25 protein-coding genes are annotated in these 24,701 nt (G+C 69.9%); 11 read left to right on the top strand and 14 right to left on the bottom strand.

The window, feature by feature from the left end:
- Positions 1 to 185 precede the first annotated feature (185 nt).
- Positions 186 to 1,130 carry an NlpC/P60 family protein gene (locus ACGFY9_RS07645; RefSeq protein WP_393752859.1) on the top strand — a complete coding sequence of 315 codons (945 nt, stop codon included), beginning with the start codon at positions 186 to 188 and terminating at the stop codon, positions 1,128 to 1,130.
- Positions 1,131 to 1,296: 166 nt separating this feature from the next.
- Complete coding sequence (locus tag ACGFY9_RS07640) at positions 1,297 to 1,998, top strand: phosphatase PAP2 family protein (protein ID WP_393752818.1); 702 nt, start codon at positions 1,297 to 1,299, stop codon at positions 1,996 to 1,998.
- A gap of 170 nt (positions 1,999 to 2,168) precedes the next feature.
- On the opposite strand, the gene ACGFY9_RS07635 is transcribed toward ACGFY9_RS07640, so the two are convergent.
- A complete protein-coding gene (locus tag ACGFY9_RS07635) occupies positions 2,169 to 3,737 on the bottom strand; it encodes an FAD-dependent oxidoreductase (RefSeq protein ID WP_393752817.1) in 1,569 nt (522 codons plus the stop codon).
- Between the two features lie 65 nt (positions 3,738 to 3,802).
- Positions 3,803 to 3,991 (bottom strand): hypothetical protein, encoded by a 189-nt coding sequence (locus ACGFY9_RS07630; RefSeq protein ID WP_393752816.1) that lies wholly within the window; start codon positions 3,989 to 3,991, stop codon positions 3,803 to 3,805.
- Between the two features lie 148 nt (positions 3,992 to 4,139).
- On the opposite strand from ACGFY9_RS07630, the gene ACGFY9_RS07625 reads away from it, so the two are divergent.
- Entirely contained in the window at positions 4,140 to 5,018 is an 879-nt protein-coding gene (locus ACGFY9_RS07625; RefSeq protein ID WP_393752815.1) for a hypothetical protein, read from the top strand.
- Between the two features lie 107 nt (positions 5,019 to 5,125).
- Complete coding sequence (locus ACGFY9_RS07620; protein WP_393752814.1) at positions 5,126 to 5,302, top strand: hypothetical protein; 177 nt, start codon at positions 5,126 to 5,128, stop codon at positions 5,300 to 5,302.
- Here ACGFY9_RS07620 and ACGFY9_RS07615 read toward each other — a convergent pair.
- A complete protein-coding gene (locus ACGFY9_RS07615) occupies positions 5,299 to 5,676 on the bottom strand; it encodes a metal-sensitive transcriptional regulator (protein ID WP_393752858.1) in 378 nt (125 codons plus the stop codon). The genes ACGFY9_RS07620 and ACGFY9_RS07615 overlap by 4 nt on opposite strands.
- Before the next feature lie 197 nt (positions 5,677 to 5,873).
- Between ACGFY9_RS07615 and ACGFY9_RS07610 the strand changes: the two genes are divergently transcribed.
- A complete protein-coding gene (locus tag ACGFY9_RS07610) occupies positions 5,874 to 6,494 on the top strand; it encodes a DUF47 domain-containing protein (RefSeq protein ID WP_266770821.1) in 621 nt (206 codons plus the stop codon).
- Positions 6,495 to 6,501: 7 nt separating this feature from the next.
- Positions 6,502 to 7,500: an anion permease gene (locus tag ACGFY9_RS07605; RefSeq protein WP_393752813.1), complete on the top strand. Its 999-nt coding sequence runs from the start codon at positions 6,502 to 6,504 to the stop codon at positions 7,498 to 7,500.
- A gap of 545 nt (positions 7,501 to 8,045) precedes the next feature.
- Here the strand turns inward: ACGFY9_RS07605 and pstB are convergent.
- From pstB to ACGFY9_RS07550, 11 genes are all read right to left on the bottom strand, one after another.
- Positions 8,046 to 8,822 carry a phosphate ABC transporter ATP-binding protein PstB gene (gene pstB, locus ACGFY9_RS07600; RefSeq protein WP_318017226.1) on the bottom strand — a complete coding sequence of 259 codons (777 nt, stop codon included), beginning with the start codon at positions 8,820 to 8,822 and terminating at the stop codon, positions 8,046 to 8,048.
- Between the two features lie 47 nt (positions 8,823 to 8,869).
- Positions 8,870 to 9,931 (bottom strand): phosphate ABC transporter permease PstA, encoded by a 1,062-nt coding sequence (gene pstA / locus ACGFY9_RS07595; RefSeq protein WP_393752812.1) that lies wholly within the window; start codon positions 9,929 to 9,931, stop codon positions 8,870 to 8,872.
- The gene (gene pstC, locus ACGFY9_RS07590) at positions 9,928 to 10,938 is read right to left on the bottom strand and encodes a phosphate ABC transporter permease subunit PstC (protein ID WP_393752811.1); all 1,011 of its coding nucleotides are present in this window, start codon (positions 10,936 to 10,938) and stop codon (positions 9,928 to 9,930) included. The genes pstA and pstC overlap by 4 nt, the downstream gene beginning before the upstream one ends.
- A 108-nt stretch (positions 10,939 to 11,046) precedes the next feature.
- On the bottom strand, positions 11,047 to 12,177 hold the full coding sequence (pstS, locus tag ACGFY9_RS07585) for a phosphate ABC transporter substrate-binding protein PstS (protein ID WP_393752810.1): 1,131 nt from the start codon (positions 12,175 to 12,177) through the stop codon (positions 11,047 to 11,049).
- Between the two features lie 374 nt (positions 12,178 to 12,551).
- Positions 12,552 to 12,992: an NUDIX hydrolase gene (locus ACGFY9_RS07580; protein WP_393752809.1), complete on the bottom strand. Its 441-nt coding sequence runs from the start codon at positions 12,990 to 12,992 to the stop codon at positions 12,552 to 12,554.
- Positions 12,993 to 13,033: 41 nt separating this feature from the next.
- The gene (locus ACGFY9_RS07575; protein ID WP_393752808.1) at positions 13,034 to 14,146 is read right to left on the bottom strand and encodes a CHAD domain-containing protein; all 1,113 of its coding nucleotides are present in this window, start codon (positions 14,144 to 14,146) and stop codon (positions 13,034 to 13,036) included.
- On the bottom strand, positions 14,127 to 16,487 hold the full coding sequence (locus ACGFY9_RS07570) for an RNA degradosome polyphosphate kinase (RefSeq protein WP_393752807.1): 2,361 nt from the start codon (positions 16,485 to 16,487) through the stop codon (positions 14,127 to 14,129). The genes ACGFY9_RS07575 and ACGFY9_RS07570 overlap by 20 nt, the downstream gene beginning before the upstream one ends.
- Before the next feature lie 139 nt (positions 16,488 to 16,626).
- The gene (locus ACGFY9_RS07565; RefSeq protein ID WP_393752806.1) at positions 16,627 to 17,583 is read right to left on the bottom strand and encodes a hypothetical protein; all 957 of its coding nucleotides are present in this window, start codon (positions 17,581 to 17,583) and stop codon (positions 16,627 to 16,629) included.
- On the bottom strand, positions 17,580 to 18,608 hold the full coding sequence (locus tag ACGFY9_RS07560) for an ABC transporter permease (RefSeq protein ID WP_393752805.1): 1,029 nt from the start codon (positions 18,606 to 18,608) through the stop codon (positions 17,580 to 17,582). The genes ACGFY9_RS07565 and ACGFY9_RS07560 overlap by 4 nt, the downstream gene beginning before the upstream one ends.
- 139 nt (positions 18,609 to 18,747) lie before the next feature.
- Positions 18,748 to 19,638 (bottom strand): ABC transporter ATP-binding protein, encoded by an 891-nt coding sequence (locus ACGFY9_RS07555; protein ID WP_393752804.1) that lies wholly within the window; start codon positions 19,636 to 19,638, stop codon positions 18,748 to 18,750.
- Entirely contained in the window at positions 19,635 to 20,021 is a 387-nt protein-coding gene (locus ACGFY9_RS07550) for a GntR family transcriptional regulator (RefSeq protein ID WP_393752803.1), read from the bottom strand. Before ACGFY9_RS07550 ends, ACGFY9_RS07555 begins: the two co-directional genes overlap by 4 nt.
- Before the next feature lie 123 nt (positions 20,022 to 20,144).
- Here ACGFY9_RS07550 and ACGFY9_RS07545 point away from each other — a divergent pair, with 123 nt between their 5' ends.
- The 5 genes from ACGFY9_RS07545 (at position 20,145) to ACGFY9_RS07525 (ending at position 24,700) form a co-directional block, all read left to right on the top strand.
- Complete coding sequence (locus tag ACGFY9_RS07545) at positions 20,145 to 20,687, top strand: RNA polymerase sigma factor (RefSeq protein ID WP_393752802.1); 543 nt, start codon at positions 20,145 to 20,147, stop codon at positions 20,685 to 20,687.
- On the top strand, positions 20,684 to 21,523 hold the full coding sequence (locus tag ACGFY9_RS07540) for a zf-HC2 domain-containing protein (protein WP_393752801.1): 840 nt from the start codon (positions 20,684 to 20,686) through the stop codon (positions 21,521 to 21,523). The genes ACGFY9_RS07545 and ACGFY9_RS07540 overlap by 4 nt, the downstream gene beginning before the upstream one ends.
- Positions 21,524 to 21,600: 77 nt before the next feature.
- Positions 21,601 to 22,461 (top strand): ABC transporter ATP-binding protein, encoded by an 861-nt coding sequence (locus tag ACGFY9_RS07535; RefSeq protein ID WP_393752800.1) that lies wholly within the window; start codon positions 21,601 to 21,603, stop codon positions 22,459 to 22,461.
- Complete coding sequence (locus ACGFY9_RS07530; RefSeq protein ID WP_393752799.1) at positions 22,458 to 23,990, top strand: ABC transporter permease; 1,533 nt, start codon at positions 22,458 to 22,460, stop codon at positions 23,988 to 23,990. Before ACGFY9_RS07535 ends, ACGFY9_RS07530 begins: the two co-directional genes overlap by 4 nt.
- Positions 23,991 to 24,007: 17 nt before the next feature.
- Positions 24,008 to 24,700, top strand: a complete 693-nt coding sequence (locus ACGFY9_RS07525; RefSeq protein WP_393752798.1) for an ABC transporter — start codon at positions 24,008 to 24,010, stop codon at positions 24,698 to 24,700.
- Position 24,701: the final 1 nt, after the last annotated feature.

Here is a 24,701-nt window from a genome sequence, read left to right as displayed (position 1 = left end):
TGTAAGGCGTGGTGTGGGGTGGGGGCGACTCGCTGAATACGCGTCAGATGTGGTGGAAGCACGGCGAAATGCCGCCACCCTCCCCGGAAATGGCCTTGAACAGGGCTGTCATGGGGGAGGGTTGAGCCGTGCGAAAAGTATGGGTGGCCGGTGGGGTCGCGGCTGGGCTGGGGCTCAGCTTCGTGATGCTGCTCGTCGTCGGGGTCTACCTCGTCGCCGGGAACCTCGCGAACGGGGCCGGCGGCGGGAGCGTCGCGCTCGCCAAGGGCGCGGTGCCGACGGCGTATTCGGCGCTCGTGCAGAAGTGGGGCAACCTCTGCCCCGCCCTCAACCCCGCACTGCTCGCCGCCCAGCTGTACCAGGAGAGCGGGTTCAACCCGAACGCGAAGAGCCCGGCGAAGGCCGAGGGGATAGCGCAGTTCATCCCCGGCACCTGGGCCACGCACGGGATCGACGGCAACGGCGACGGCGTCCGCAACGTATGGGATCCGAATGACGCGATTCCGTCGGCCGCGACCTACGACTGCGAGCTCGCCTCGTACGTGAAGGACGTGCCGGGGAACCGGACAGCGAACATGCTCGCCTCGTACAACGCGGGGGCGTACGCGGTCATCAAGTACGGGGGCGTGCCGCCGTACTCCGAGACCAAGAACTACGTGAAGACGATCACGACGCTCTCGCAGAGCTTCGCCGCGCCCGTCAGCCGGGTCGATCCCTCCGAGCAGGCCGCCACCGCCATCACGTACGCCCAGACCAAGCTCGGCACCCCGTATCTGTGGGGCGGGAACGGCACCGCCGACCAGGGCGGGCGCTTCGACTGCTCGGGGCTGACCAAGGCCGCGTTCGCCCAGGCGGGGATCACGCTGCCGCGCGTCGCGAACGATCAGTACAACGCGGGACCGCATCCGCAGCGGGCCGAATTGCTGCCGGGAGATCTGGTGTTCTTCTCGGACGACCTCACCAATTCCCGTGCCATCCGGCATGTGGGGATTTATGTCGGCGGCGGGTACATGATCGACGCACCCCGGACGGGCGCTGTGATCCGGTTCGACCCCATTGACACCCCCGATTACTTCGGCGCCACCCGGGTCACCGAAGATGGCGCGAAAGCGCTCCCCACGACGGTGTGAACCGAGCGTGAACCCACCCCCTGAGCTGCGGCGATGAGTCTCTCTTCGATAACGTCTGAGTGATCATTCGGTAGAGGGTGGAACGTATTAAGCGGGACCGTGCGTTCCTGTTCAGTAATGCGCACGAGAGGTGCGCCCGGAACTACGACGAAGGAGCCGCAGCACCATGGCTGTACTCGCCGAATCCGGGTCGAATCCCGACGTCGATCTGCTCTACGACATCAATGGGCTCGCCAAGGACGCACCGCACTGGTTCGACCGCGGCATGGAGTTCGTCGGTGAGTACGGGTTGCTCGTCGCGATGGTGCTGCTCGTGGTGTGGTGCTGGTGGACTGTGCGGCGGCGTGGGGGCGAGGACTCCGCGGCGTCCGTCGCCGCCCTTGTGTGGGCGCCGGTCGCCGCGTCGCTCGCCGTCCTCGTGAACGTGCCCATACGGGGGTTCGTGGAGCGGCCCCGGCCGTTCCTCGACCACACCGGGCTCGATGTCCTCGTCTCCGGTAAGACCGACTTCTCGTTCGTGAGTGATCACGCGACCATCACCATGGCGATGGGGGTCGCGATGTTCGTCGCGGATCGGCGGTTCGGGCTGGCGGGGATCGGGCTCGCGTTGTTCGAAGGGTTCTGCCGGGTCTATATGGGCGTGCACTATCCGACCGATGTGATCGGTGGGTTCGCGCTGGGTACGGCTGTTGCTCTGCTTCTCTCGCCGGTTGCCATGGCTCTGCTTACGCCGGTGCTCAAGGCGGTTGAGGGGTCGGCGTGGGGTGGGTGGCTGGTTCGGTCGGCTGATGCTCGGCGGGTTGGGGCTGTGATTCCGGGGGCTCGTACGGAGACTTCGGGGACGGAGGAGCGGGACCTTGCGGCGTGATTGCTCCGCCGGGAGGTCGGTTCGTCGTGTGCGAGTCCGTTGTGGCTGGGCGCGCAGTTCCCCGCGCCCCTGAGGTGCTGCCGGACCGTGGCTGACTTCCCGCCCTGGGTGGTGGCGTCCGCGCGGCGGAGCCGCAGATGGATACAGCCCCGCGCCCCTGAGGGCATTGCCTATAGCCCTTGTGGATACGTGAAGAAGTGACTCGGGTCGTACTGCTTCTTCAAAGTTGTCAGGCGGGTCGCCGCGTCGCCGTAGTACGCCTTGCGCCAGTTCGTCAGAGTCGGGTCTGTGTAGTTCTGGTAGGCCGCGCCCGAGGCGTACGGCTTCATCGCGGTGTGGAACGCCGTCAGCCAGGACTGGGCTGATGTGCCGGCCGTGCCGGAGGGCCAGGAGACTATGTACTGGGCCAGGATGCGGGAGCGGCGGTGGACGAACGCTGTTGCCGTGGGGGAGACGCGGTTGACCGCGCCGCCGAGGGCCGTCAGGGCGATGTCGCCGGAATTGCCGCGGACCGCCTTCATCTGGCTGAGCATCGTCTGGATGCCCGTGGCCGAGATCGAGCGGTCGAAGAAGTCGGAGCGGCCCACGTAGGTCTCCCGCCCCAGCGCGCCCTGCGGGGAGCGGCCCGGGGTCGAGCCCGGCAGGTGGCACTGGGCGTCCGTCGAGAACGACGAGCAGCCCGCGTACGCGTTCATCGACTCCTCGTACGTGTGCCGCTTCAGCGAGACGCTCGACGCGTTGCCGCCGACCAGGTGGGCCAGCTTGTCGACCGCGTTCTGGAGTTCGTTGTAGGTGCCCAGGGAGAAGGCGGCGACGGAGACCCTGGGGGTGCCGCCCGGCGTGTTCGTGAGGTGGCAGGACGACCAGATGTCGTCGGGCTGGTCCGGGCCCCACTCCTGCCAGGCCTTCACCACGGCCGCCGCCATCGACGACGGCCAGGTCAGATAGCCCGATACGGCCTGGGGCGCGGGGTGGGTCTTGAACTGCAGCTCTGTCACGACGCCGAAGTTGCCGTTGCCCGCGCCGCGCAGCGCCCAGAACAGGTCCTTGTTCTCAGTGGAGTTGGCGACCAGCTGCTTGCCGTCCGCCGTGATCAGCGTGGCCTGGGTGAGGCTGTCGCAGGTCAGGCCGTACGCCCGGGAGACCACGCCGTGGCCGCCGCCCAGGGTGAGGCCGGAGACGCCGACCGTCGGGCAGGAGCCCGCGGGGATGGTCACGCCCTTCGCGGCGAGGCCCCGGTACACGTCGATCAGCTTGGCGCCGGCGCCGACGACCGCGGAGGAGCCGCTCGCCCGGATCTTGTTCAGCTTCGACACGTCGACGATGAGGCGGCCGTCGCCGGAGGAGTAGCCGGCGTAGGAGTGGCCGCCGTTGCGGATCGCGACGCGGATGTTGTGGGCGCGGGCGTAGGAGAGGACCGAGCGGATGTCGTCGGGGTTCGCGACGTACGCCACCGCGGCCGGCTTCAGGGAGTCGAAGCGGGTGTTGTAGAGCTGGTGGGCCGTCTTCCAGGAGGCGTCACCGGGGCGGACCAGGGTGCCGTCCAGCTCACGGGCCAGGGCGGCCCAGTTGGCGGCTGCCGCGGCGGTGGTGGTGCGCAGGCCGGTCGTGCCCGTCGCGGAGGCGTTGGTCGCCGTGGCGGTCGCGTCACCGCCGCCGGTGTTCCTGCCGTTGCACGCGGTGGTCGCGACCGCCGCTATCGCGGCCACGCCGCCGCCTATGAACGAACGCCGTTCCATTTCGCCTCCTGTGGGGTTCCGTCAAGTGAGATACGGGCCGGACCCGACAAGTTCTCGTGCGCATGTCACAGGTTCGGAACAGGCAGATGCCCCGTGGCATCCGTCCTGGCCTGGCTTCTCGCCCGTCTCGCCGGACCCCGCCAGCCGCAGAGGCAGCGGGCGAAGCAGAAGGGGCCCTGTTCGACCGTCGTCGTGCGGTGTTCGGGATGTGCGGGGGGAGCCTGTCCTTCGTCCTGCTGCGCCACATCGACCAAGGTACCGAGCCCGGGTAAAGCGCTCGTATGGCGGTCGCGCGACGGTCATAGGGCGGTTGTACGGCCGCGACGACGCGTGACGGGCCCATCTACCCGTCGTTAAGCGGAACGACAGGGCCCGTGACGACGTACGGGGGTACGGCAGGCTATGGAGCGGCAGCGGACGGGGATCCTCCCGGTCGGGCGGAGCCGGGACCGGTGGACGGCCGGCGGGGCGGTCGTCGCGGCGGGACTCGTGGTCGGGGTCTGTGTCGGCACCGGTGGGTGCGGTGTCGGTGACGGGGCGGCGACCGCGGACGCGCGCGGCGGTGGGGACGCGGTCGCGGTGGTGCGGCGCGCGGCCGACTCCCTTGTGGCGGCGGGGAGTTCACAGGCCCGTACGTCCATGGAGATGGCCACCGGCGGCACCCGCGTGACCATCCGCGGCGAGGGCGTCTACGACTTCCGCCGGCAGCTCGGCCGGCTGAGGGTGCAGTTGCCGCAGGACCCGGCCGGCGCCAGCGAGCACCGGCCGATCACCGAACTCCTCGCGCCGGGCGCCCTGTTCATGAAGAACCGGGGCGCCGGGGTGCCCGCAGACAAATGGGTACGGGTCGACACCGGGACGCTGACCGACGGCAACCTCGTGACCGGCGGCGCCACCGACCCGTACGCCGCCGCCGAGTTGCTGCGCGGGACGACTACGGCGACGTATCTGGGGAAGACGGAGGTGGCCGGGGCCTCCGTGCGTCACTATCGGGGGGTCACCGATCTCGCCGTCGCCGCACGGAGCGCGTCGGCGGGGAACGAGGCGGCTCTGAGGTCGGCGGCGAAAGGGTTCGCCACCGCCCGGGTGCCCTTCGACGTCTACCTCGACGACCAGGGGCGCGTCCGCAAGGTCCGCCAGCGGTTCAGCTTCGTCAACGGGCAGCGCCGCAGCGCCGTGGCGGTCGCCTCGACGACGTTGCTGTACGACTTCGGGGCCCCCGTGGACGTACGACTTCCGGCGTCGAAGGACATCTACGCCGGGCAGATCGCCGAGAAGTGACCTGAATCGATCGGTGTGGGGCGGGGTGAGGACTAGCCCGTCCGTGCCATGCGCGTTGTGTAGACCGCTCCCTACTCTAGGAAGTCGGTGACGGCAGAGAAGAGGTGATGCACGTGGCTCCGGTCGGCGGTACGGCAGTTCAGGACCACGTGGCCCTCGCCGAGATCGAGCTGTGCGGAGACCTGATCATCGCGGCCTCGGCCGCCGAGGACCGGCTCAGCCTGGAGAGCATCGACGAGGTGCTGAAGGTCGCCGAGGAACGGGACATCCCCGAGAGGCCCTAGGTGCGGAGGAGCCGGGCGATCGCCTTCGTGGCCTCGTCGACCTTCGCGTCGATCTCCTCGCCGCCCTTGACCGCCGCGTCGGCGACGCAGTGCCGCAGGTGTTCCTCCAGGAGCTGCAGCGCGAACGACTGCAGGGCCTTCGTGGAGGCGGACACCTGGGTGAGTATGTCGATGCAGTAGACGTCCTCGTCGACCATGCGCTGCAGACCGCGGATCTGGCCCTCGATCCGGCGCAGGCGTTTGACGTGCTCGTCCTTCTGGTGGTGGTAACCGTGAGTGACCGGTTCCTGGGCCAGGTCTTCGACCGGCTCGCGCGTCGGTTCTCGCGTCGGTTCGGAGGGCGCTGCCGCCGCGCCGGCCTCGGTGGTCGTCATCGCGTCCATCGCGTCCTCCAGACATATACCCCTAGTGGGTATATCGTAACGAACTTTGCTGGGTATAGGGCCCTTGGTACGCCCCCGTGCGGATCACTGTGCCTGATGGGCGACACTGGGGGACGGCCCATTAGCCGTGGCCGGATGATGCACTTAGCATCAGCCTGACCGAAACCCATGCATCCCGAGGACCCCTTGTGCGCTTTCGTCTGACCCCCAGGGAGACGAGCTTCTACGACATGTTCGCCGCGTCCGCGGACAACATCGTCACGGGCTCGAAACTCCTCATGGAACTGCTCGGGGCGGACACCGCCGGCCGGGCCGAGATCGCAGAGCGTATGCGGGCCGCGGAACACGCCGGTGACGATGCCACGCACGCGATCTTCCATCAGCTGAACTCCTCCTTCATCACGCCCTTCGACCGCGAGGACATCTACAACCTCGCTTCCTGCCTCGACGACATCATGGACTTCATGGAGGAGGCCGTCGACCTGGTCGTCCTCTACAACGTGGAGGAACTGCCCAAGGGCGTCGAGCAGCAGATCGAGGTGCTGGCGCGGGCGGCGGAGCTCACCGCTGAGGCCATGCCGAACCTGCGCACGATGGACAACCTCACGGAGTACTGGATCGAGGTCAACCGCCTGGAGAACCAGGCCGACCAGATCCACCGCAAGCTGCTGGCCCAGCTCTTCAACGGCAAGTACGACGCCATCGAGGTGCTGAAGCTCAAGCAGATCGTGGATGTGCTGGAGGAAGCGGCGGACGCGTTCGAGCACGTGGCGAACACGGTGGAGACCATCGCCGTCAAGGAGTCCTGACCTCTCCATGGACACCTTCGCTCTGGTCGTGACCATTCTGGTCGCGCTCTTTTTCACGTACACGAACGGTTTCCACGACTCCGCGAACGCCATCGCCACGTCGGTCTCGACCCGGGCGCTGACTCCGCGCGCGGCGCTCGCGATGGCCGCCGTGATGAATCTCGCCGGTGCGTTTCTCGGTTCCGGGGTCGCCAAGACCGTGAGTGAGGGGCTGATCGAGACGCCCCAAGGGTCGAAGGGGATGGGGATCCTCTTCGCGGCACTGATCGGTGCGATCACCTGGAACCTGGTCACCTGGTACTTCGGGCTGCCGTCGTCGTCCTCGCACGCGTTGTTCGGCGGGATGGTGGGGGCCGCGCTCGCGGGCGGTACGGATGTCATCTGGCACGGGGTCGTCGACAAGATCATCGTGCCGATGTTCGTGTCGCCGGTCGTCGGTCTGGTCGGCGGTTACCTGGTGATGACGGCGATCATGTGGATCTTCCGGAAGTCGAACCCGCACAAGGCGAAGCGGGGCTTCCGTATCGCGCAGACCGTGTCCGCGGCCGGGATGGCCCTCGGGCACGGTCTCCAGGACGCGCAGAAGACCATGGGTGTCGTGGTGATGGCCCTGGTGATTTCCGGCCACTCGACGTACGGCGATCCGATTCCGGTCTGGGTGAAGATCGTCTGCGCGTTGATGCTGTCGCTGGGGACGTACGCGGGCGGGTGGCGGATCATGCGGACGCTGGGGCGGAAGATCATCGAGCTGGATCCGCCGCAGGGGTTCGCGGCGGAGACCACGGGTGCGGCGATCATGTTCACCACCGCGTATCTCTTCAAGGCGCCGGTGTCCACGACGCATGTCATCACCTCGGCGATCATGGGCGTCGGGGCGACGAAGCGGGTCAACGCGGTTCGGTGGGGTGTTGCCAAGAACATCGTGATGGGGTGGTTCATCACGATGCCGGCGGCTGCGATCGTCGCGGCGCTGGCGTTCTGGGTTGTGGATCTGGCGATCCTGTAGGCGCCGCTGTATGCCGGGGGCTTCGCCCCCTGGCCCCCCTGTTTCCCACCCACCCACCCGTTTGCGGTCGGCTGAGAGGGCGCCGTAGAAGCAGAACGAACGGGCCCGGGTGTCGTGAGCGCTCCGCTTCTCGGCCGACCGTAAACGGGTGGGTGGGTGGGAGAGCGGGAACGCGTACCCTCACTGGCCCGCGCGAATGAACGGCCTCCCGCCCGGCGGGCACTTCTCGGCCGACCGTAAACGGGTGGGTGGGTGGGAAAGGGGGAACGCGTACCCCCACTCGCCCGCGCGAATGAACGGCCTCCCGCCCGGCGGGCACTTCTCGACCCACCTAAACGGGTGGGTGGGTGGGAGAGCGGGAACGCGCACCCCCACTCGCTCGCGCAAACGAACGGCCCCCCGGGGGAGGCACCTCCCGGCCCGCCGAGTCGGGTGGGTGGGGTGGGAAACCGAACGGGCCCGCCCCCGGGAGCCAGGGGCGGGCCCTTTTCGGCCTCGCGGTGGCACCGCCATGCAGCACCGCGAGGGGTTCTTGAGGCCGGCGTTTAGCCGAAGCGGCCCGAGATGTAGTCCTCGGTGGCCTGGACCGACGGGTTGGAGAAGATGCGCTCCGTGTCGTCGATCTCGATCAGGCGGCCGGGCTGGCCGACCGCCGCGAGGTTGAAGAAGGCCGTACGGTCCGAGACGCGCGCCGCCTGCTGCATGTTGTGCGTCACGATGACGATCGTGAAGCGTTCCTTCAGCTCGCCGATCAGGTCCTCGATCGCGAGGGTGGAGATGGGGTCGAGCGCTGAGCAGGGCTCGTCCATCAGCAGGACCTTCGGCTCCACCGCGATCGCCCGCGCGATGCACAGGCGCTGCTGCTGGCCGCCCGACAGGCCCGAACCCGGCTTGTTCAGGCGGTCCTTGACCTCGTTCCAGAGGTTCGCGCCCTTGAGGGACTTCTCCACCACGTCCGACAGCTCGCTCTTCTTGTAGCTGCCGTTCAGACGCAGGCCCGCCGCCACGTTGTCGAAGATCGACATCGTGGGGAACGGGTTCGGGCGCTGGAAGACCATGCCGATCTCGCGGCGGACGGACACCGGGTCGATGCCGTGGCCGTAGAGGTCCTCGTCGTCCAGGAGGACCTTGCCCTCGACACGGCCGCCGGACGTGACCTCGTGCATGCGGTTGAGCGTGCGCAGGAACGTCGACTTGCCGCAGCCGGAGGGGCCGATGAAGGCCGTCACCGAGCGGGGCTCGACCGTCATCGAGATGTCTTCGATTGCCTTGTGGGAGCCGTAGTAGGCGGTGAGCCCACTGACGTCGATTCGCTTGGACATGACTGCTTCACTTCCAGACTTCAGAACGGTCGCTGAGGGGGTCGCGGTCAGCGACCGGTCTTGGGGGCCTTCCAGCGGGCGATGCCGCGAGCCACCAGGTTGAGGATCATCACGAAGGCGATCAGGGTGAGCGAGGCCGCCCAGGCGCGGTCGTAGGCCGCGCCTGAGCCCGAACTGTTCGCGAACTGCTGGTAGATGTACAGCGGCAGCGACGCCTGTGCCCCGTGGAACGGGTCGTTGTTGATGAACGGGTTGCCGAACACCAGCAGCAGGACGGGCGCGGTCTCACCGGCGATACGGGCCACCGACAGCATGATGCCGGTGGTGATGCCGCCGATCGCGGTGGGGAGGACGACCTTGAGGATCGTGCGCCACTTCGGGATGCCGAGGGCGAGGGAGGCCTCGCGCAGCTCGTTCGGTACGAGCTTCAGCATCTCCTCGGTGGAGCGGACCACGACCGGCATCATCAGGATGGCCAGGGCGCAGGAGCCGGCGAACCCGAAGGGCTCCATGTCCCACATCAGCATGATGCTGAGGATGAACAGACCCGCGACGATCGACGGAATGCCCGTCATGACGTCGACGAAGAAGGTGACCGCCTTGGAGAGGGCGCCCTGCCCGTACTCGACCAGGTAGATCGCGGTGAGCACACCGACCGGCGCGCCGATGAGGGTGGCGAGGCCGACCTGTTCCAGGCTGCCGATGATGGCGTGGTAGATACCGCCACCGGCCTCGGTGTCGGTGACGACACCCATGGAGTGGGTCAGGAAGTAGGGGTCGAGGACCTTCACGCCGCGCTTGATCGTCGTCCAGAGGAGCGAGACGAGCGGGACGACGGCCAGGAGGAAGGCGACCCAGACGAGGCTGGTCGCGACCCTGTCCTTGGCCTGGCGGGACCCCTCGACGCGTGCGGCGATGACGTACGTGCCGACGATGAAGAGGATCGCCGCGATCAGGCCCCACTGGATCTTGCTGTCGAGGCTGCCGACCAGGCCGATGAGGACGGCCAGGACGATGGAGCCGCCTGCGATCGCGTATGGCGACCAGTTGGGGAGCGTGGCGCCCTGGAGGGTGCTCGCGGGCTTGTCGGCTACGGCTGCGTTGCTCATGCGTTGGCCCCCGAGTACTCCGCACGGCGGGCGATGATGAGTCGGGCCGCGCCGTTGACCAGCAAGGTGATGACGAACAGGACCAGACCGGAGGCGATGAGCGCGTCACGGCCGTCCGGCGTGGCCTCGCTGAACTTGCTGGCGATGTTCTGTGCGAAGGTGCCGCCGCCCGGGTTGAGCAGGCTGGCGTGGATGATGAAGTCCGGGGAGAGCACAGTGGCGACGGCCATCGTCTCGCCGAGCGCGCGGCCGAGGCCGAGCATCGAGGCGGAGATCACACCAGAGCGGCCGAAGGGGATCACCGCCATGCGGATGACCTCCCAGCGGGTGGCGCCGAGGGCGAGGGCGGCCTCTTCGATCATCTGCGGGGCCTGGCGGAAGACCTCGCGGCTCACGTTGGTGATGATCGGCAGGATCATGATCGCGAGCAGGATGCCGACGGTGAGCATCGAGCGGGGGGCGCCCTGGTCCCAGGAGAAGATCCCGGTCCAGCCGAAGTAGTCGTTGAGCCACCCGAAGAGCCCGACCATGTGCGGTACGAGGATCAGGGCGCCCCACAGGCCGTACACGATGGACGGTACGGCGGCCAGCAGGTCGATGACGTACGAGACCGGGCCGCGGAGCTTGCGCGGGGCGTAGTGCGTGGTGAAGAGGGCGATGGCGACCGCGACCGGGACCGCGATGACCATGGCGATGATCGAGGACACCACCGTGCCGAACGCCAGGACGGCGATGCCGAACTTCGGCGGGAGCAGGTTGGTGTTCCACTCGAACGTGGTGAGGAAGTTCGCGTGGTCCTTGCTGATCGCGAGCGAGGCGCGATAGGTGAGGAAGACCGCGATCGCGGCCATGATCACCAACAGGAAGATGCCCGACCCGCGGGAGAGACCGAGGAAGATCCGGTCACCGGGTCGGGTGGCGCCGCGGGCTATGCGCTTCTGCTCGCCCGCGGAGGGCTCGGGGGTGGGGGGCGGTGCTTCTTCAGGGTTCTTTGTCGATATATCCATTGAAATTCTCCGGTCTGCGGGTCCACACGTGCTGTGTGCGGTCCGTGGCGGCGGTGCACCGGACGGTGCGGCCGGGCCCCTGGAGCGGGGCCCGGCCGCACACTCGGACTAGCTGATGCTCGCGATGGTGCTGCGAACCTTGGTGATGATCGTGTCGGGGATCGGCGCGTAGTCGATCGTGCTGAGGATCTTCTGGCCTTCCTCGCTGGCGATGTAGGTGAGGAACGCCTTGGTGGCGGGCAGCGTGGCGGCCTTGTTGCCCTTGTCGCAGACGATCTCGTACGTCACCAGGGTGATCGGGTACGCGCCCTCGGCCTTGGTGTTGTAGTCCAGCTTCAGCGTCAGGTCCGAGCCGGTGCCGACGACCTGGGCGGCGGCGATGTCCTTGGTGGCGCTGTCGGTGCTGGGCGCGACCGCGGCGGCGGCGCCGGTGTTGATGCTGACCGCCTTCATGCCGTCGGTGACGTACGACAGCTCGAAGTAGCCGATGGCGCCGGAGGTCGCCTTGACCTGCTGGGCGACACCCGAGGACTGCGGAGCGGACTGGCCGCCCTTGGCCTGCCAGGCCTTGCCGCCGGAGTACTTCCAGTTGTCAGGGCTGGTGGCGATCAGGTACTTGGTGAAGTTGTCCGTGGTGCCGGACTCGTCCGAGCGGTGGAACGCCTGGATCTTGAGGTTCGGCAGCGTCGCGGACGGGTTCAGCTTCTTGATCGCCGCGTCGTTCCAGTTGGTGATCTTGCTGTCGAAGATCTTGGCGAGCGTCGGGGCGTCCAGGACCAGGTTGTCGACACCCGGGACGTTGTAGCCGAGCGCGATCGGGCCGCCGACCATCGGGAGGTCGATGCCCTGGCCGCCGGAGCAGACCGACTTGGAGGCGGTGACCTCTTCGGGCTTCAGCGCGGAGTCGGAACCGGCCCACGGGATCTGGCCCTGCGTGAACGCGGTGACACCGGCGCCGGAGCCGCCGGCCTTGTAGTTGATCTGGACGCCACAGGCCTGCGTGAAGTTCTTCACCCAGGCGGCGATCGCGTTCTTCTGCGCGGACGAGCCGTCGGACAGCAGCTGCTCGCCCTTCTTGGCGTCGCCGCAGTCGATCGAGCTGGCGTTGGCCGTCGACGAGCTGCTGCTGTTCGACGAGCCGCCGTTGTCGTCCGAGCCGCACGCCGTGAGGGCCAGGGCGCCGGAGACGGCGAGAGCACCGAGGGTGAGGGCCCGCCGGTTCATGCGCTGAAGCTTCACTTGAAAGAGTTCCTTCCGAGAGCCGCCGTCCTGAATTACGGCGGCGTGCGAAGACGGGGTGACGCGGGTGGCGACCCCCAGGTCGCGGCTCGCATCGCGTAAGGCCGAAATTAGGCAGAACAGGTGAAGGCGCCTATGGGCATAAGTGAACGGAGGGTGAACCCCTGTGGGCGGTGCGGTTAGGTCACGGAACGCTCACGTCGAGGACACGAGCTGATTCCGGACTATGCCAGGCCTGGACCGGTCGGCAGCGCGCCCACGAGGGTGCGGTCCCTCGGCTGGGTGAGACGGTTTCGGGCAGGCGGGGCGGCCCGGGCCACCCGTTCGCAACGTAACGCACGGTGGTCCGGACGGCACTGGCGGTGGAGGTTCCATCACGGCTCCCGCCCGTCCTCGTCGGTGCCGATGGCCATCAGCGCGAGAGAGATCAGGTCCCGGTCCCGCTCGTAGCTGAGCCGCTCGTGGGCCTCGTCCGGCCTCAGCCAGAGCAGTACATCGATCTCGTCGTTGGGCTGGAAGGCTCCGCCGGTCGCCTCCGCCGCCCAGTAGCGGACCTCCTTGGGCCGCCCATGATGGTCGAGGTACTGGGCCGACGGGAGCCGTGTCCCCAGGCGGCACGTGCAGCCGGTCTCCTCCAGCACCTCGCGGCGGGCCGCCTCCTCGAACGTCTCGCCCCGCTTGAGCTTGCCCTTGGGCCACGACCAGTCGTCCCATTTGGGCCGGTGGACCAGCGCCAGTTCGAGGGCTCCGGCGGACGGGCGGCGCCACAGGACGCAGCCGGCCGCCTGGACGGTGGTGTCGTGCGTGGAAGTCACTGGTCGTTCACCGTCTCCTCCGTGCGGGTTCGTTCAGGGCGTCAGGGGGTGCCCACCGCCTGCTTCTGCCACGACTGCTGGAAGGCGAAGCGGGCCGCCTCCACCTCGTGGCGCTGGTCGGCGTGGAGCACGCCGAGCGCGTACGCGGTCGCCGGGGCGATGCGCGGGGTGCGGGCCGCCGACGCGGCCGCCGCCGCTGCCTCCGAGGCGTCCCGGTGCAGATTGAGGGCCTGGCCTGCCGTCAGCAGGCGTACGTCCAGTGGTGCGCCGTCTCCGTGCAGGACCTCACCGGCGTAGCGGTGCAGGCGCAGCAGCAGGCGTACCTGGTGCCAGGGGCCGTCCTGGGGGTGCGGGGCGGGGTCGGGGGAGAGGCCGTGGATGAGGGCCTCCGCGTTGTACGGGTGCCCGGCGGTGACGAGGGGCAGCGCGGTGACCGCGTCGGTGAGGCGCTCCCCGGCGGCGGCGGCCAGCGGGCGCAGGTCGGCGCCGGACGCGCCCTGGGTCAGCGGGACCTCGCTGGCCAGCACGGCGACCTTGTCGGCGACCGCGTGGAAGCGGGAGGAGCCGAGGGCCTGCAGCGCGGTGGAGTGGGCCCGGGTCCGGGCCAGGGTGAGCTGGCGCTCCAGGAGGGCGCCGGCCTTGGCCGCGCCCACGGTGAGGTTGCCGCGGTCGGCGGTGGCGGTCGGGGGCGTGGCGGGTCCGCGGCCGGCCGCTGTGGCGGGTGCCGGGACGCCGCGGCCCGCGCCGGTGACCCGGCCGCCCACCGCCGAGGCCGCCGACTGGGCGGGGAACGCCGCCGAGCCCGACAGCCGGTGCAGGGCCAGCAGCAGCCGCTCAAGGCGGGCCGCGCACGCGTGCTCCAGCGCCAACGTGCCCGACAGCCATGCCAGTTCGGGGCGCATCTCCTCGGACCAGTCGGCGTCCAGCAGCGGACGGAAGGTGTGCAGGCTGCCGCTGATCCGGCGGGCCGAGTGGCGCAGGGCGCGCGCCGCGTCGACGGATTCCTCCGTGCCGTTCTGCCCGTTGCCGGTCTCCCGGTGCAGCCGCAGGGCGCGGAGGAACTCGGTGGCCTGGCCGCGCAGGTAGCCCGCGAGGGCGTCACCTGTCACGGCCCGGGCCTTGGGATCCGTCGGGTCAAGGTGTTGCTGTGCCACGCCGGCGCCTCCGGGCGTCTATGAGCATCTCCTGGACGTTGCGCAGTGGTTGGCCCTCCGCGTCGGTCGCGTGCCGGGTCCACTCGCCGTCCGGGCCCAGGTGCCAGGAGGAGGTGGTGTCCGACATACCGGTTTCCAGCATCCGGTTGAGCGCGGCGCGGTGGGCCGGGTCGGTGACCCTCACGAGGGCCTCGATCCGACGGTCGAGGTTGCGGTGCATCATGTCGGCGCTGCCGATCCACACCTCGGGCTCGCCTCCGTTGCCGAAGCCGAAGACGCGGGAGTGTTCGAGGAAGCGGCCGAGGATGGACCGTACGCGGATGTTCTCGGACAGGCCGGGGACGCCGGGCCGCACCGCGCAGATGCCGCGGACCCACACGTCGACCGGGACGCCCGCCTGGGACGCGCGGTAGAGCGAGTCGATGATGGCCTCGTCCACCATCGAGTTGACCTTGATGCGGATGAACGCGGGACGCCCGGCACGGTGGTGCTGGACCTCCTTGTTGATCCGGGCGATCAGGCCGTCGCGCAGGGACTTGGGGGCGACCAGCAGCCGGCGGTAGGTCTCGCGGCGCGAGTAGCCGGACAGCCGGTTGAAGAGGTCCGAGAGGTCGGCGCCGACCTGCGGGTCCGCCGTCAGCAGCCCGAGGTCCTCGTACAGGCGGGCCGTCTTCGGGTGGTAGTTGCCGGTGCCGACGTGGCTGTAGCGGCGCAGCAGGTCGCCCTCCTGGCGGACCACGAGCGACAGCTTGCAGTGGGTCTTGAGTCCGACCAGGCCGTAGACGACATGGCAGCCCGCCTCCTCCAGCTTGCGCGCCCACTTGATGTTGGCGTGCTCGTCGAAGCGGGCCTTGATCTCGACCAGGACGAGGACCTGTTTGCCGGCCTCGGCCGCCTCTATCAGCGCGTCGACGATCGGGGAGTCGCCCGAGGTGCGGTACAGGGTCTGCTTGATCGCGAGGACGTCGTCGTCGTTCGCCGCCTGCTCCAGGAACCGCTGGACGGACGTGGAGAACGAGTCGTACGGGTGGTGCAGCAGCACGTCCCGGCTGCGCAGGGCGGCGAAGATGTCGGGCGCGGACGCGGATTCGACCTCGGCGAGGTCGCGGTGGGTGCCCGCGATGAACTTCGGGTACTTCAGCTCGGGCCGGTCCAGGCCGCCGATCCGGAACAGGCCGGTCAGGTCGAGCGGACCCGGCAGCGGGTACACCTCGGCCTCGCTGATCTTCAGCTCGCGCACCAGCAGGTCGAGCACCTCGCGGTCGATGGACTCCTCGACCTCCAGGCGCACCGGCGGGCCGAAGCGGCGCCGCATGAGCTCCTTCTCCAGGGCCTGGAGCAGGTTCTCGGCGTCGTCCTCCTCGACTTCGAGGTCCTCGTTGCGGGTCAGCCGGAACGCGTGGTGCTCCAGGATCTCCATGCCCGGGAAGAGTTCCTCCAGATGGGCGGCGATGACGTCCTCCAGGGGGACGTACCGGCCCGGCGAGGACTCCAGGAAGCGGGAGAGCAGCGGCGGCACCTTCACGCGCGCGAAGTGGCGGTGTCCGGTGACCGGGTTCCGTACGACGACCGCGAGGTTCAGCGAGAGGCCCGAGATGTACGGGAACGGGTGCGCGGGGTCGACGGCCAGCGGGGTCAGCACCGGGAAGATCTGGTGCCGGAACAGGGTGAAGAGGCGGGCCTGCTCCTTCTCCGTCAGCTCGTTCCAGCGGACCAGGTGGATGCCCTCCTCCGCGAGCGCCGGGGCGATGTCCTCGTGATAGCAGGCGGCGTGCCGGGCCATGAGCTCGCGCGAGCGGGCCCAGATCATCTCCAGTACCTCGCGCGGCTGCAGGCCGGACGCGGAGCGGGTGGCGACACCGGTGGCGATACGGCGCTTCAGTCCTGCCACCCGGACCATGAAGAACTCGTCCAGGTTGCTGGCGAAGATCGCGAGGAAGTTCGCCCGCTCCAGGAGGGGTGTGTTCGGGTCCTCGGCGAGTTCCAGGACCCGCTCGTTGAACGCGAGCCAGCTGCGCTCCCGGTCCAGGAAGCGGCCCTGCGGCAGCTGGGGCCCGTCGTACGGCGACTCCTCGTACTCGTCGAGGTCGGCGTCGATGTCGGGTTCCAGATCGGAGACCGCCGCCGACACAGTGTGCGGGCGGTGCGCGGCTATGGAGCCCACGGAGGGCTGCGCGTGCTGGACCTGTGCCTGGGCGTTGGGCTGGCTGCTCATGTGCCCATTGTTCCGCGCCACCGGCGATACGGGCGCGTCGGACAGCGCCGGAAGGAGCGGGAGGACGGCCCCGTTGCTCCCGTTCACCTCGGGAGGCGGCGAAGGCTCTGGCACGACGGGCTTCATTCGCCGAGCCTCGCAAGCCCGTCTGAACCGTTGGTTACGGCGACATGGCGTGCGGGATATCGGGGGGCGGCTCCCGGACGTCTACGGCACGGAAACGAACGTAACGGATGGGCGGGAGCCGCGGGGAGGGGGGATCCGGTCAGGCGGTGCGGCGGCGGAGGAGGGTGAAGGCGGCGGCGGTCGCCAGGGCGGCGACGGCCAGGACGAGCGCGGTTTCGGTGAGCTGGAGGGGCCAGAACTGGGAGGAGGGGTGGTACTCGCTGTAGTAGCCGACGATGTCATGGGCGGCCGGGCAGGCCTTTCCGCCGCCGACGCAGGGGTCGGGGATGTGGGCGCCGGTGGAGGTGACGGCGCCTTCGCCGCCGTAGATGACGTTCTTGGGTGCCGCGTAGCCCTCCTTCAGGTCGCCGACGCTGGTCTTCCACGGCACGAGATGCGGGGCCGCCATGGTGGTGAGGCTCGTCGTGGTCGCCGTGACCAGGACGGCGACGCCGATGCCGGCCAGGGCTCGGCGTGCGACCAGGCCCGCGAGGGCGCCGAGGGCGAGGCCCAGCAGGGGGTACGCGATCGCGATCGTGCCGTTGGCGTAGAAGGCGTTGTCGTCGTTCCAGCTCCAGCCGTCGGGGATCTTGTGCGCGTCGAACAGCAGGCGGTGCAGCAGGACGAGCACGGTGGTGCCCGCGGTGAGCAGGACGGCCGGGAGGGCGAGCTTGGCGGCGAGCCAGCGGGCCGGGGAGACCGACTGGGTCCAGGCCAACTGCGCGGTGCCGTGCTCCAGTTCGCGGCCGATCAGCATGCCGCCCGCCCAGACGGCGACGACGACCGGGACGAAGTGGAGCGCGACTTCGGCGAGCGTGTAGGCGAGGTGGTAGCCCTCGATCGAGTCGTTCCAGTCGCAGAGGTTCTTGGTGCACTGCTGCTGCCACGCGGTACGGGCCGCGTTCCCCAGTGGGCCGTACGCCCACAGCAGCACCGCCGAGATCACGGCGACGAAGACGCCCCAGACGATCAGCGCGGGACGGTGCAGCCGCAGCAGCGCGCGGCGCGGGCGGGCCGGTCTCGGCGGGGCCGTCCGGGTCAGGGCCTGGGCGGTCATACGGTGGCTCCCTTGCGTGCGGGCGCCGACGGACCGGTCCGGCGCTGGAGGAGGCGGAACGCGGCCACGGTGAGGGCGGCGGTGACGGCGAGGATGATCGCGGTGGTCGTCGACTGGAGCGGCCAGTAGTGGGATTGGGGGTGGTAGTCGTTGTAGTAGCCGACGGCGTCGAGCTTGGCGTAGAGGGCCTGGCAGCCGCCGTTGGTGATGGCACCGCAGTGCGGGTCGGCGATGTGGGCGCCGGTGGAGGTGACCAGGCCCTGGTCGACGATGATGCCGGAGCCCTGCGGGACGTTGTGCTGGAGGCTGCTGAGCTTGGTGACGGTGGGCCAGAGGTGCGGCGTCGCGATGGCCATGACGCTCCACAGGAACGCCGTGCCGCACAGTGAACCGATCAGCGAGGCAAGGGAGTTGCGCGTGAGCAGGCCGAACAGGGCGCCGATCACCAGGGCGGCCAGGGCCATGGCGGCGGTGGCCGTGCCGCCTGCGGCGTAGGTCCCTATGTCGTGCCAGTCCTTGGCCGAGTCGAGACGGCGGCCCTGGCTCGTCGACCAGGCCCAGTGGTGCAGCCCCACCAGCAGTCCGGTGCCGACGGTGACCAGGACGGCCGGGACGGCGAGCTTGGCGGCGAGCCAGCGGGCCGGGGAGACCGACTGGGTCCAGACCAACTGCGCGGTGCCGTGCTCCAGTTCGCGGCTGGTCAGCGTGGCGCCCGCCCAGGCGGCGACCAGGAACGGGGCGGCGATGACGGCGATGGTCGTGTAGGCGTACCAGTCCTTGTAGCGGCCGACCGCGCTCGGGTCGTACACGCAGCCGCTTGCCGCGCAGGCGTGGTACTGCTTCCAGCCGTCGGCCGCGGCGTTGGTGAGCGGCCCGCCCACCCACAGCAGCAGACCGGCGAGGACGAGCACGAACACGACCCAGACCAGCAGGGCGGTCCGGTGCAGCCGCAGCAGCCAGCGGAGCAGATGCGGCGGTGACCCGTTCCGGCGCACGGCGACCGGCGGGGTGGCGAGGGCGGTCATGCGACGGTCTCCGGGGTGTCGGTGGTGGGTGGGTGCTGGAGGCTGGGGGTGGAACTAACCACTGTGCTGGCGCCTGAATGGTTAGAAAGGACCCCGGCTTCCCGAGGGCGCAGGGTCGCCGGGGGCGTCGCGAGGGCGGTCATCCGACGGTCTCCTCGGTCCTGGCGGCGGGGGCGGTGCCGGCCTCGGGGTTGCGCAGATAGGAGAGGACCAGCTCCTCCAACGAGGGCGTGCTGGTGCGCCAGTCGGTGTCGAGCGGGCTCAAGGGGCGGACCAGGGCGCTGAGTTGGCGGCCGGTGGTGCGGGACTCGACGACCGTGTGCGGGGTGAGGACGGCGTGCGCGGGCGCGGACACATGGACGTGCGCGGCGAGCAGCTCGTCGATCTCACCGGCGAGACGGACCCGGCCGCCGCCGATCAGCAGCAAGTGGTCGCAGGAGTCCTCCAGTTCGGCCACGACGTGCGAGGACATCACGATCGTGGTGCCGAACTCGGCGGCCTGCGCCATGAGGATGCCCATCATCTCGTGCCGGGCCAGCGGGTCCAGGTCGGCCATCGGCTCGTCCAGGAGCAGCAGTTCGGGCCGCTTGGCCAGCGCGAGGGCGAGCGCGACCCGGGTGCACTGGCCGCCGGAGAGGGTGCGGATGCGGGACTTCGGGTTCAAGTCCCCGTCGGCCACGATGCGTTGGGCGACGGAGGCGTCCCAGCGGTCGGTGTTCAGGTCGGCGCCCATGCGCAGCGTCTCGGCGACGGTGAGCTGCGGGTAGAGCGGCTTGTCCTGCGCGACGTAGGCCACCCGCTCGCGGGCCGCGCCCGCCGCCGTGCCCAGGACGGACAGCGTGCCCTCGGTGGGGGCGAGCAGTCCGGCGGTCAGGGCGAGGAGCGTGGACTTGCCCGCGCCGTTCGGTCCCACGACCGCGCAGACGCGTCCCGCGGGCAGCCGGAAGGCGCAGTCCCGCAGGGCCCACCCTCCCCGCCGGCCGAACCGCTTGCCGAGAGCGGCGGCCTCTATCGCGGCGGTGCCTGTCATGAGTCTTCTCCTTGGAAGTGCTTTTCGAGTACGGCGGTGAAGAGCGCGGCGACGTCGTCCCGGCCGAGTCCGGCCCCCTGGGCCCGCGCGGCCCAGTCGTCGAGTTCCAACCGCAGCGGCGAGTCGGCGGGCGTGGTGCTCAGCCCCTTGCGGATGAACGTGCCGAGGCCGCGGCGGGCCTCGACCAGTCCCTCGCGCTCCAGCTCGCGGTAGGCCTTCAGGACGGTGTTCGGGTTGATGGCGGTGGCCTCGACGACCTCGCGGGCCGTCGGCAGCTTGTCGCCGGGCTCCAGCATCCCCAGGTGCAGGGCCTGCTTGGTCTGCTGGACGATCTGGACATAGGTGGCCACGCCGCTGTGCCGGTCGATCCGGTACTCGACCACTCGGTTCCACCACCCTTTCACTAATTGAGTAGTGAAAGGGTGGTGGAAGGTGGTTCAGAAAGTCAAGACCGATCCGCATGCTGATCCGTGAACCGATCGGCGGGGCTCGTGCGATGAGGAGACGTGAGCGATACGGGAAGCGACGGGGAGCTGCTGCGGGCCATCGCGGCGGACGGCGACCGCCGCGCGTTCGAGGAGCTGTACCGGCGGTACGCGCCCTGGCTGACCGCGCGGCTGCGCGGCCGGTGCGCCGACGCCGGGATGGTCGACGACGTCGTACAGGAGACGTTTCTCGCGGTGTGGCGGGGCAGCGCCCGCTACCGCGAGGACGGGGACGTGGCCGGATGGCTGTGGCGGATCGGGTCGCGGCGGCTGATCGACGTGCTGCGCGGCGACGGGGCGCGCGGCCGGCTGCGGCAGGCGCTGGGGCGGCTGCGGCACCGGGACGAGGCGTCGGCGGAGGAACGCGTGCTCGCGGGAGTCGAGCACGGGGACCTCGCCGGTGCCCTGGTCCGGCTCTCGCCGGAGTTGCGGGCGGTCCTCCAGGCCACCGTGATCGACGGGCTGACCACCCGGGAGGCCGCCGTGCTGCTGGGCATCCCGGCCGGGACGGTCAAGACACGGGCCATGCGGGCCCGTAAGCAACTGCGGGAGGAGCTGGCATGACCTGGCATGTGGCCGAAGACGACGTACGCGCCTATGCGCGGGGCGAGTTGGCACCGCCCATGCTCTGGTCCGCCGACACCCACCTCGCCCGGTGCGCCGAGTGCCGGGCCCTGCTTGCGTCGGTCACCGACCCGGTGGCCCTCGACGCGGGCTGGGAACGCCTCGACGCCGAACTCGACGCCCCCAGAAGGGGGTTGATGGAAACCCTGCTCGTGCGGATCGGCGTGGCCGACCACACGGCACGGCTGCTCGCGGCGACACCGGTACTGCGCCGCTCGTGGCTGGGCGCGGTGGCCCTGCTGCTCCTGATGACGGTCCTGATGACCGACGTGTCGAACGTCGCGGCGCCCAACGTCTTCCTCGCCCTCGCCCCGCTGCTGCCGCTCGCGGGCGTGGCGATGGCGTACGGCCCGGTGCTCGACCCGACCTACGAGATGACCGTCGTGGCACCGATGCACGGCTTCAAACTCCTGATGATCCGCACAACCGCCGTACTGGTGGCGGGACTTGGCCTCAACGGCCTCGCGACCCTGGCCCTGCCCGGATACGGCCTCGCCGCCCTGGCGTGGCTGCTGCCCGCGCTCGCCCTCACCTCGACGAGCCTCGCGCTGACCCCGCGTCTGGGCCCGGTCCTCGCGCCGGGTTTGGTCGGCGGGGCCTGGACCGCCCTGCTGGTGACGGCCCACGAGCGGGCGACGCACGGCGGCACGCTCGCCCCGTTCACCGCGACCGGCCAGACGGTGGCCGCGGCGGTGGCGGTCCTCGCCGCGGGCCTCCTCTACCTGGCCCGCGACCGCTTCGACACGAAGACCCCGGGCTTCCGCCCAACGGCCTGATCTCCCAAGCCACTTCAGCCACTTCAGCCACTCAGCCACTTCAGCCATTTCAAGCGACTTCACGACTGGAGTACGTCATGACCACCACCGTCTCCGCGGCCGGGCTCAGCCTGCGCTACGGCCTGACGACCGCCCTCGACGACGTGTCGCTGCGGCTCACCGAAGGCGTCACCGGCCTGCTCGGCCCCAACGGGGCGGGAAAGACAACCCTGTTGAGGGTGCTGGCCACCGCGACCCCCGCCGACGAGGGCAGCTTCACCGTCCTGGGCCACGACCCCCGCACGCCCGCAGGCCGCCAGGAGACCCGGCGCGTGCTCGGCTACCTCCCGCAGACACCGGGCTTCCACCCCGACTTCACGGCCTTCGACTTCGTCGACTACGTGGCGATCCTCAAGGAGCTGACCGACCGCACCGCCCGCCACAACGAGGTACGGCGCGTGCTCGCCGAGGTCGACCTGTCGGACGTACGCGGCAAGCGCATCAAGAAGCTGTCCGGCGGTATGCGCCAGCGGGTCGCGCTCGCTGCGGCGCTGGTGGGCGACCCGGGCTTCCTGGTCCTGGACGAGCCGACGGTCGGCCTGGACCCCGAACAGCGCATGCGCTTCAGGGAGTTGATCGCCCGCGCGGGGGAGGGGCGAACGGTTCTCCTGTCCACCCACCAGACCGAGGACGTGGCGATGCTCTGCCACCGCGTCGTCGTCATGGCCGGCGGCCGCGTCCGCTTCGACGGCACCCCGGCCGAACTCACCGCACGGGCCGCGGGCCGCGTGTGGAGCAGCTCGGAACGCGACCCCGACGCGAAGGCGGGCTGGCGCACCGGCCTCGGTGTCTTCCGCAACGTGGGCGACCCGCCGCCCGGCGCCGAACTCGTCGAACCCACCCTGGAGGACGGCTACTTGCTCACCCTCGACGGCATGCACGCGGAGGCGACGGCATGAGCACCGTACTGACCCCGACCCCGGCCGAGACGAGTACGGCACCCGCCCGCCCGTCCTGGCAGGCGATCTTCGCCCTGGCCCGCTTCGAGTCGCGCAAACTCCTCCTCCGTATCCCGGTGCTGTTCATGCTGGCGGCCTACGTCGCCTGGATCGTGTGGCGCACCAAGGGTGACTGGAACGGCTATCCGGCCCTCCAGGACGTCGACCGCGCCACCCAGACGGGCCCGCTGCTGGTCGGCTTCGCGGTCCTGCTCTGCGTCAACCAGGCCGTACTGCGCTCCCAACGGCACGACACCGAGCGGCTGTTCGGGGTCCTGGTCCTCGAACCGTGGCGCCGTACGGCAGCCCACGCGCTGTCGATCCTGCCGGTGACCGGACTTGTCGTGCTGGGCGTGGCGGCCCAGTTCGGCTGGCAGGCGGTCAAGTCGACGGCGGTGGGCCACGGTTCGGTGGGCGAGCTGCTCGTAGGTCCCCTGTGCGTGCTGCTCTGCGGGGCGGTCGGCCTGCTGATGGCCAGGCTGGTGCCGAAGCCGTTCGCGATCCCGGTGGCCGCGGTGCTGCTCCTCGTGTTCTCCGTCCTCGCGCCGGTCTCGTTCGGCGGCGGCGGCGCCACGGCCTGGCTGACCCCGGTCGTCGGCGAGGGGAGCACCAAGACGATCCCCTCCGACCTGATCGGCCGCCCGGCCGCCTCGCACGCCCTGTACCTGACGGGCCTGGCCCTGGCTCTCGCCCTGCTCGCGGTACTGATCAGCAAGGGCCGTACGAAGACGGCGACGACGGTCCTGGCGGGCTCACTGGCCGGAGCGATCGCCCTCGGCGTGGTCGGCGGAGTCGGCCAAGCGGCCGGCGTCTCGTCGGAGACGGTCGCGGCCCGCACAGTGGCCACGCTCAACCCGCAGAAGGTCGAGTCCTGCGTCCGGCACGGCCGCTCCACGTACTGCGCGTTCCCCGAGTGGATGCCCCGCACGGCGACCTGGGCCGACGTCACGGACCACGTCCAGTCCCTCGCGGGCGGCACCGCACAGACCCGGAAGCTGCTCGTACGGCAACGCGTCGAGGCCCGCTACGGCATGGAGGCCGACGGCGCGATCGACCCGTCCACGACACCGGACCAGGTCACCGTCCGCACGATGTGGGGCGGACCCCGGACACCGGAGTTCTCCGCCGCGGTCGCCTCCGTACTGGTCCTCGGGAACGAGAAGGCCGGCGGTGACGTGTGCGACGGCCGCATGGTCACCATCATGTGGCTGGCCCTGGGCTGGACGTCCGACCCGGTCACCGAACTCCGCGCGGTCCGCCTGGACGATACCGTGACCGGCTCCTCGTACGTCCTGTCGCCGACCAACGGAATGTCCATGACGGCCGGACAGACCAGTGTCGTAAGGGAGTTGCTCGCCGCGGGCCCGTCCAAGGTCACCCCGAAGGTCAAGGCGCACTGGGCGGAACTGACTTCTCCGAAGGTGACGACGGCAAAGGTCGCTCAGCTGCTGGGCGTCAAGGCTCCCGGTGGGGCCGACAAGTGCGAGTGATGACGAGGGGGAGCGGGGTGACCGAGCAGACAGGTGTCGTCCAACTCCCCTCTACAGCAAGGGTGTTGGTGCAGCTGATCCGCCCGGTCCTCCGCGCCCTGCCGGTACGGGCGCTGGCCGCGACCGCCGCGGTGGCCCTGCTGATCGCGGCCCTGCCCCGGCTCCTCTCGGACGAACCGGACCCGTGGTCCGCGCTCGTCGCCCTGCGCGCCGCCTCCCTCACCTTCGCCCTGGGCCTGGCCTTCGTCCTCGACGACCCCACCCGCGACCTGACGTCCTCGGTACCGACCCGCCGCATCCTCCGCACGACCCTGCGGGTGGCACTGGTGGCCCCGTTCGCGGCGGCCTGGTGGACGGCGGCGGTCCTGCTGATCCCGTCGAAGATCCGCCCGCCGGTGGGGGACATGACCCTGGAGGCGGCAGCGGCCGCGGTCCTCTCCCTGGCGGCAGCGGCAACGGCCCTCCGCTTCACAGCCGAACCAGAACCGGGCCAACGCGTCGCCGCCGGTTTCCTGGTCACCGCCCTGGTGTCCCCCCTCGCGCTGCCGGACAGCTGGGGGATGTACGTCACCCCGGCGGAGAAGCAGTGGGGGGTGGGGCACGAGCACTGGGCGATGGTGTTGGTGGGGGCGGTACTGGTGTGGGCGGCGTGCGGACCGGAGCCGGTGAGGAGGAGGTTGTTCGGGCGGAGGGCGACGGTCACTTCTTGAC

This window comes from Streptomyces sp. NPDC048504 (assembly GCF_043200035.1).
Classification (GTDB): domain Bacteria; phylum Actinomycetota; class Actinomycetes; order Streptomycetales; family Streptomycetaceae; genus Streptomyces.
The sequence above is the reverse complement of the archived record's forward strand: the minus strand, read 5'-3'. Positions and strand labels throughout refer to the sequence as shown.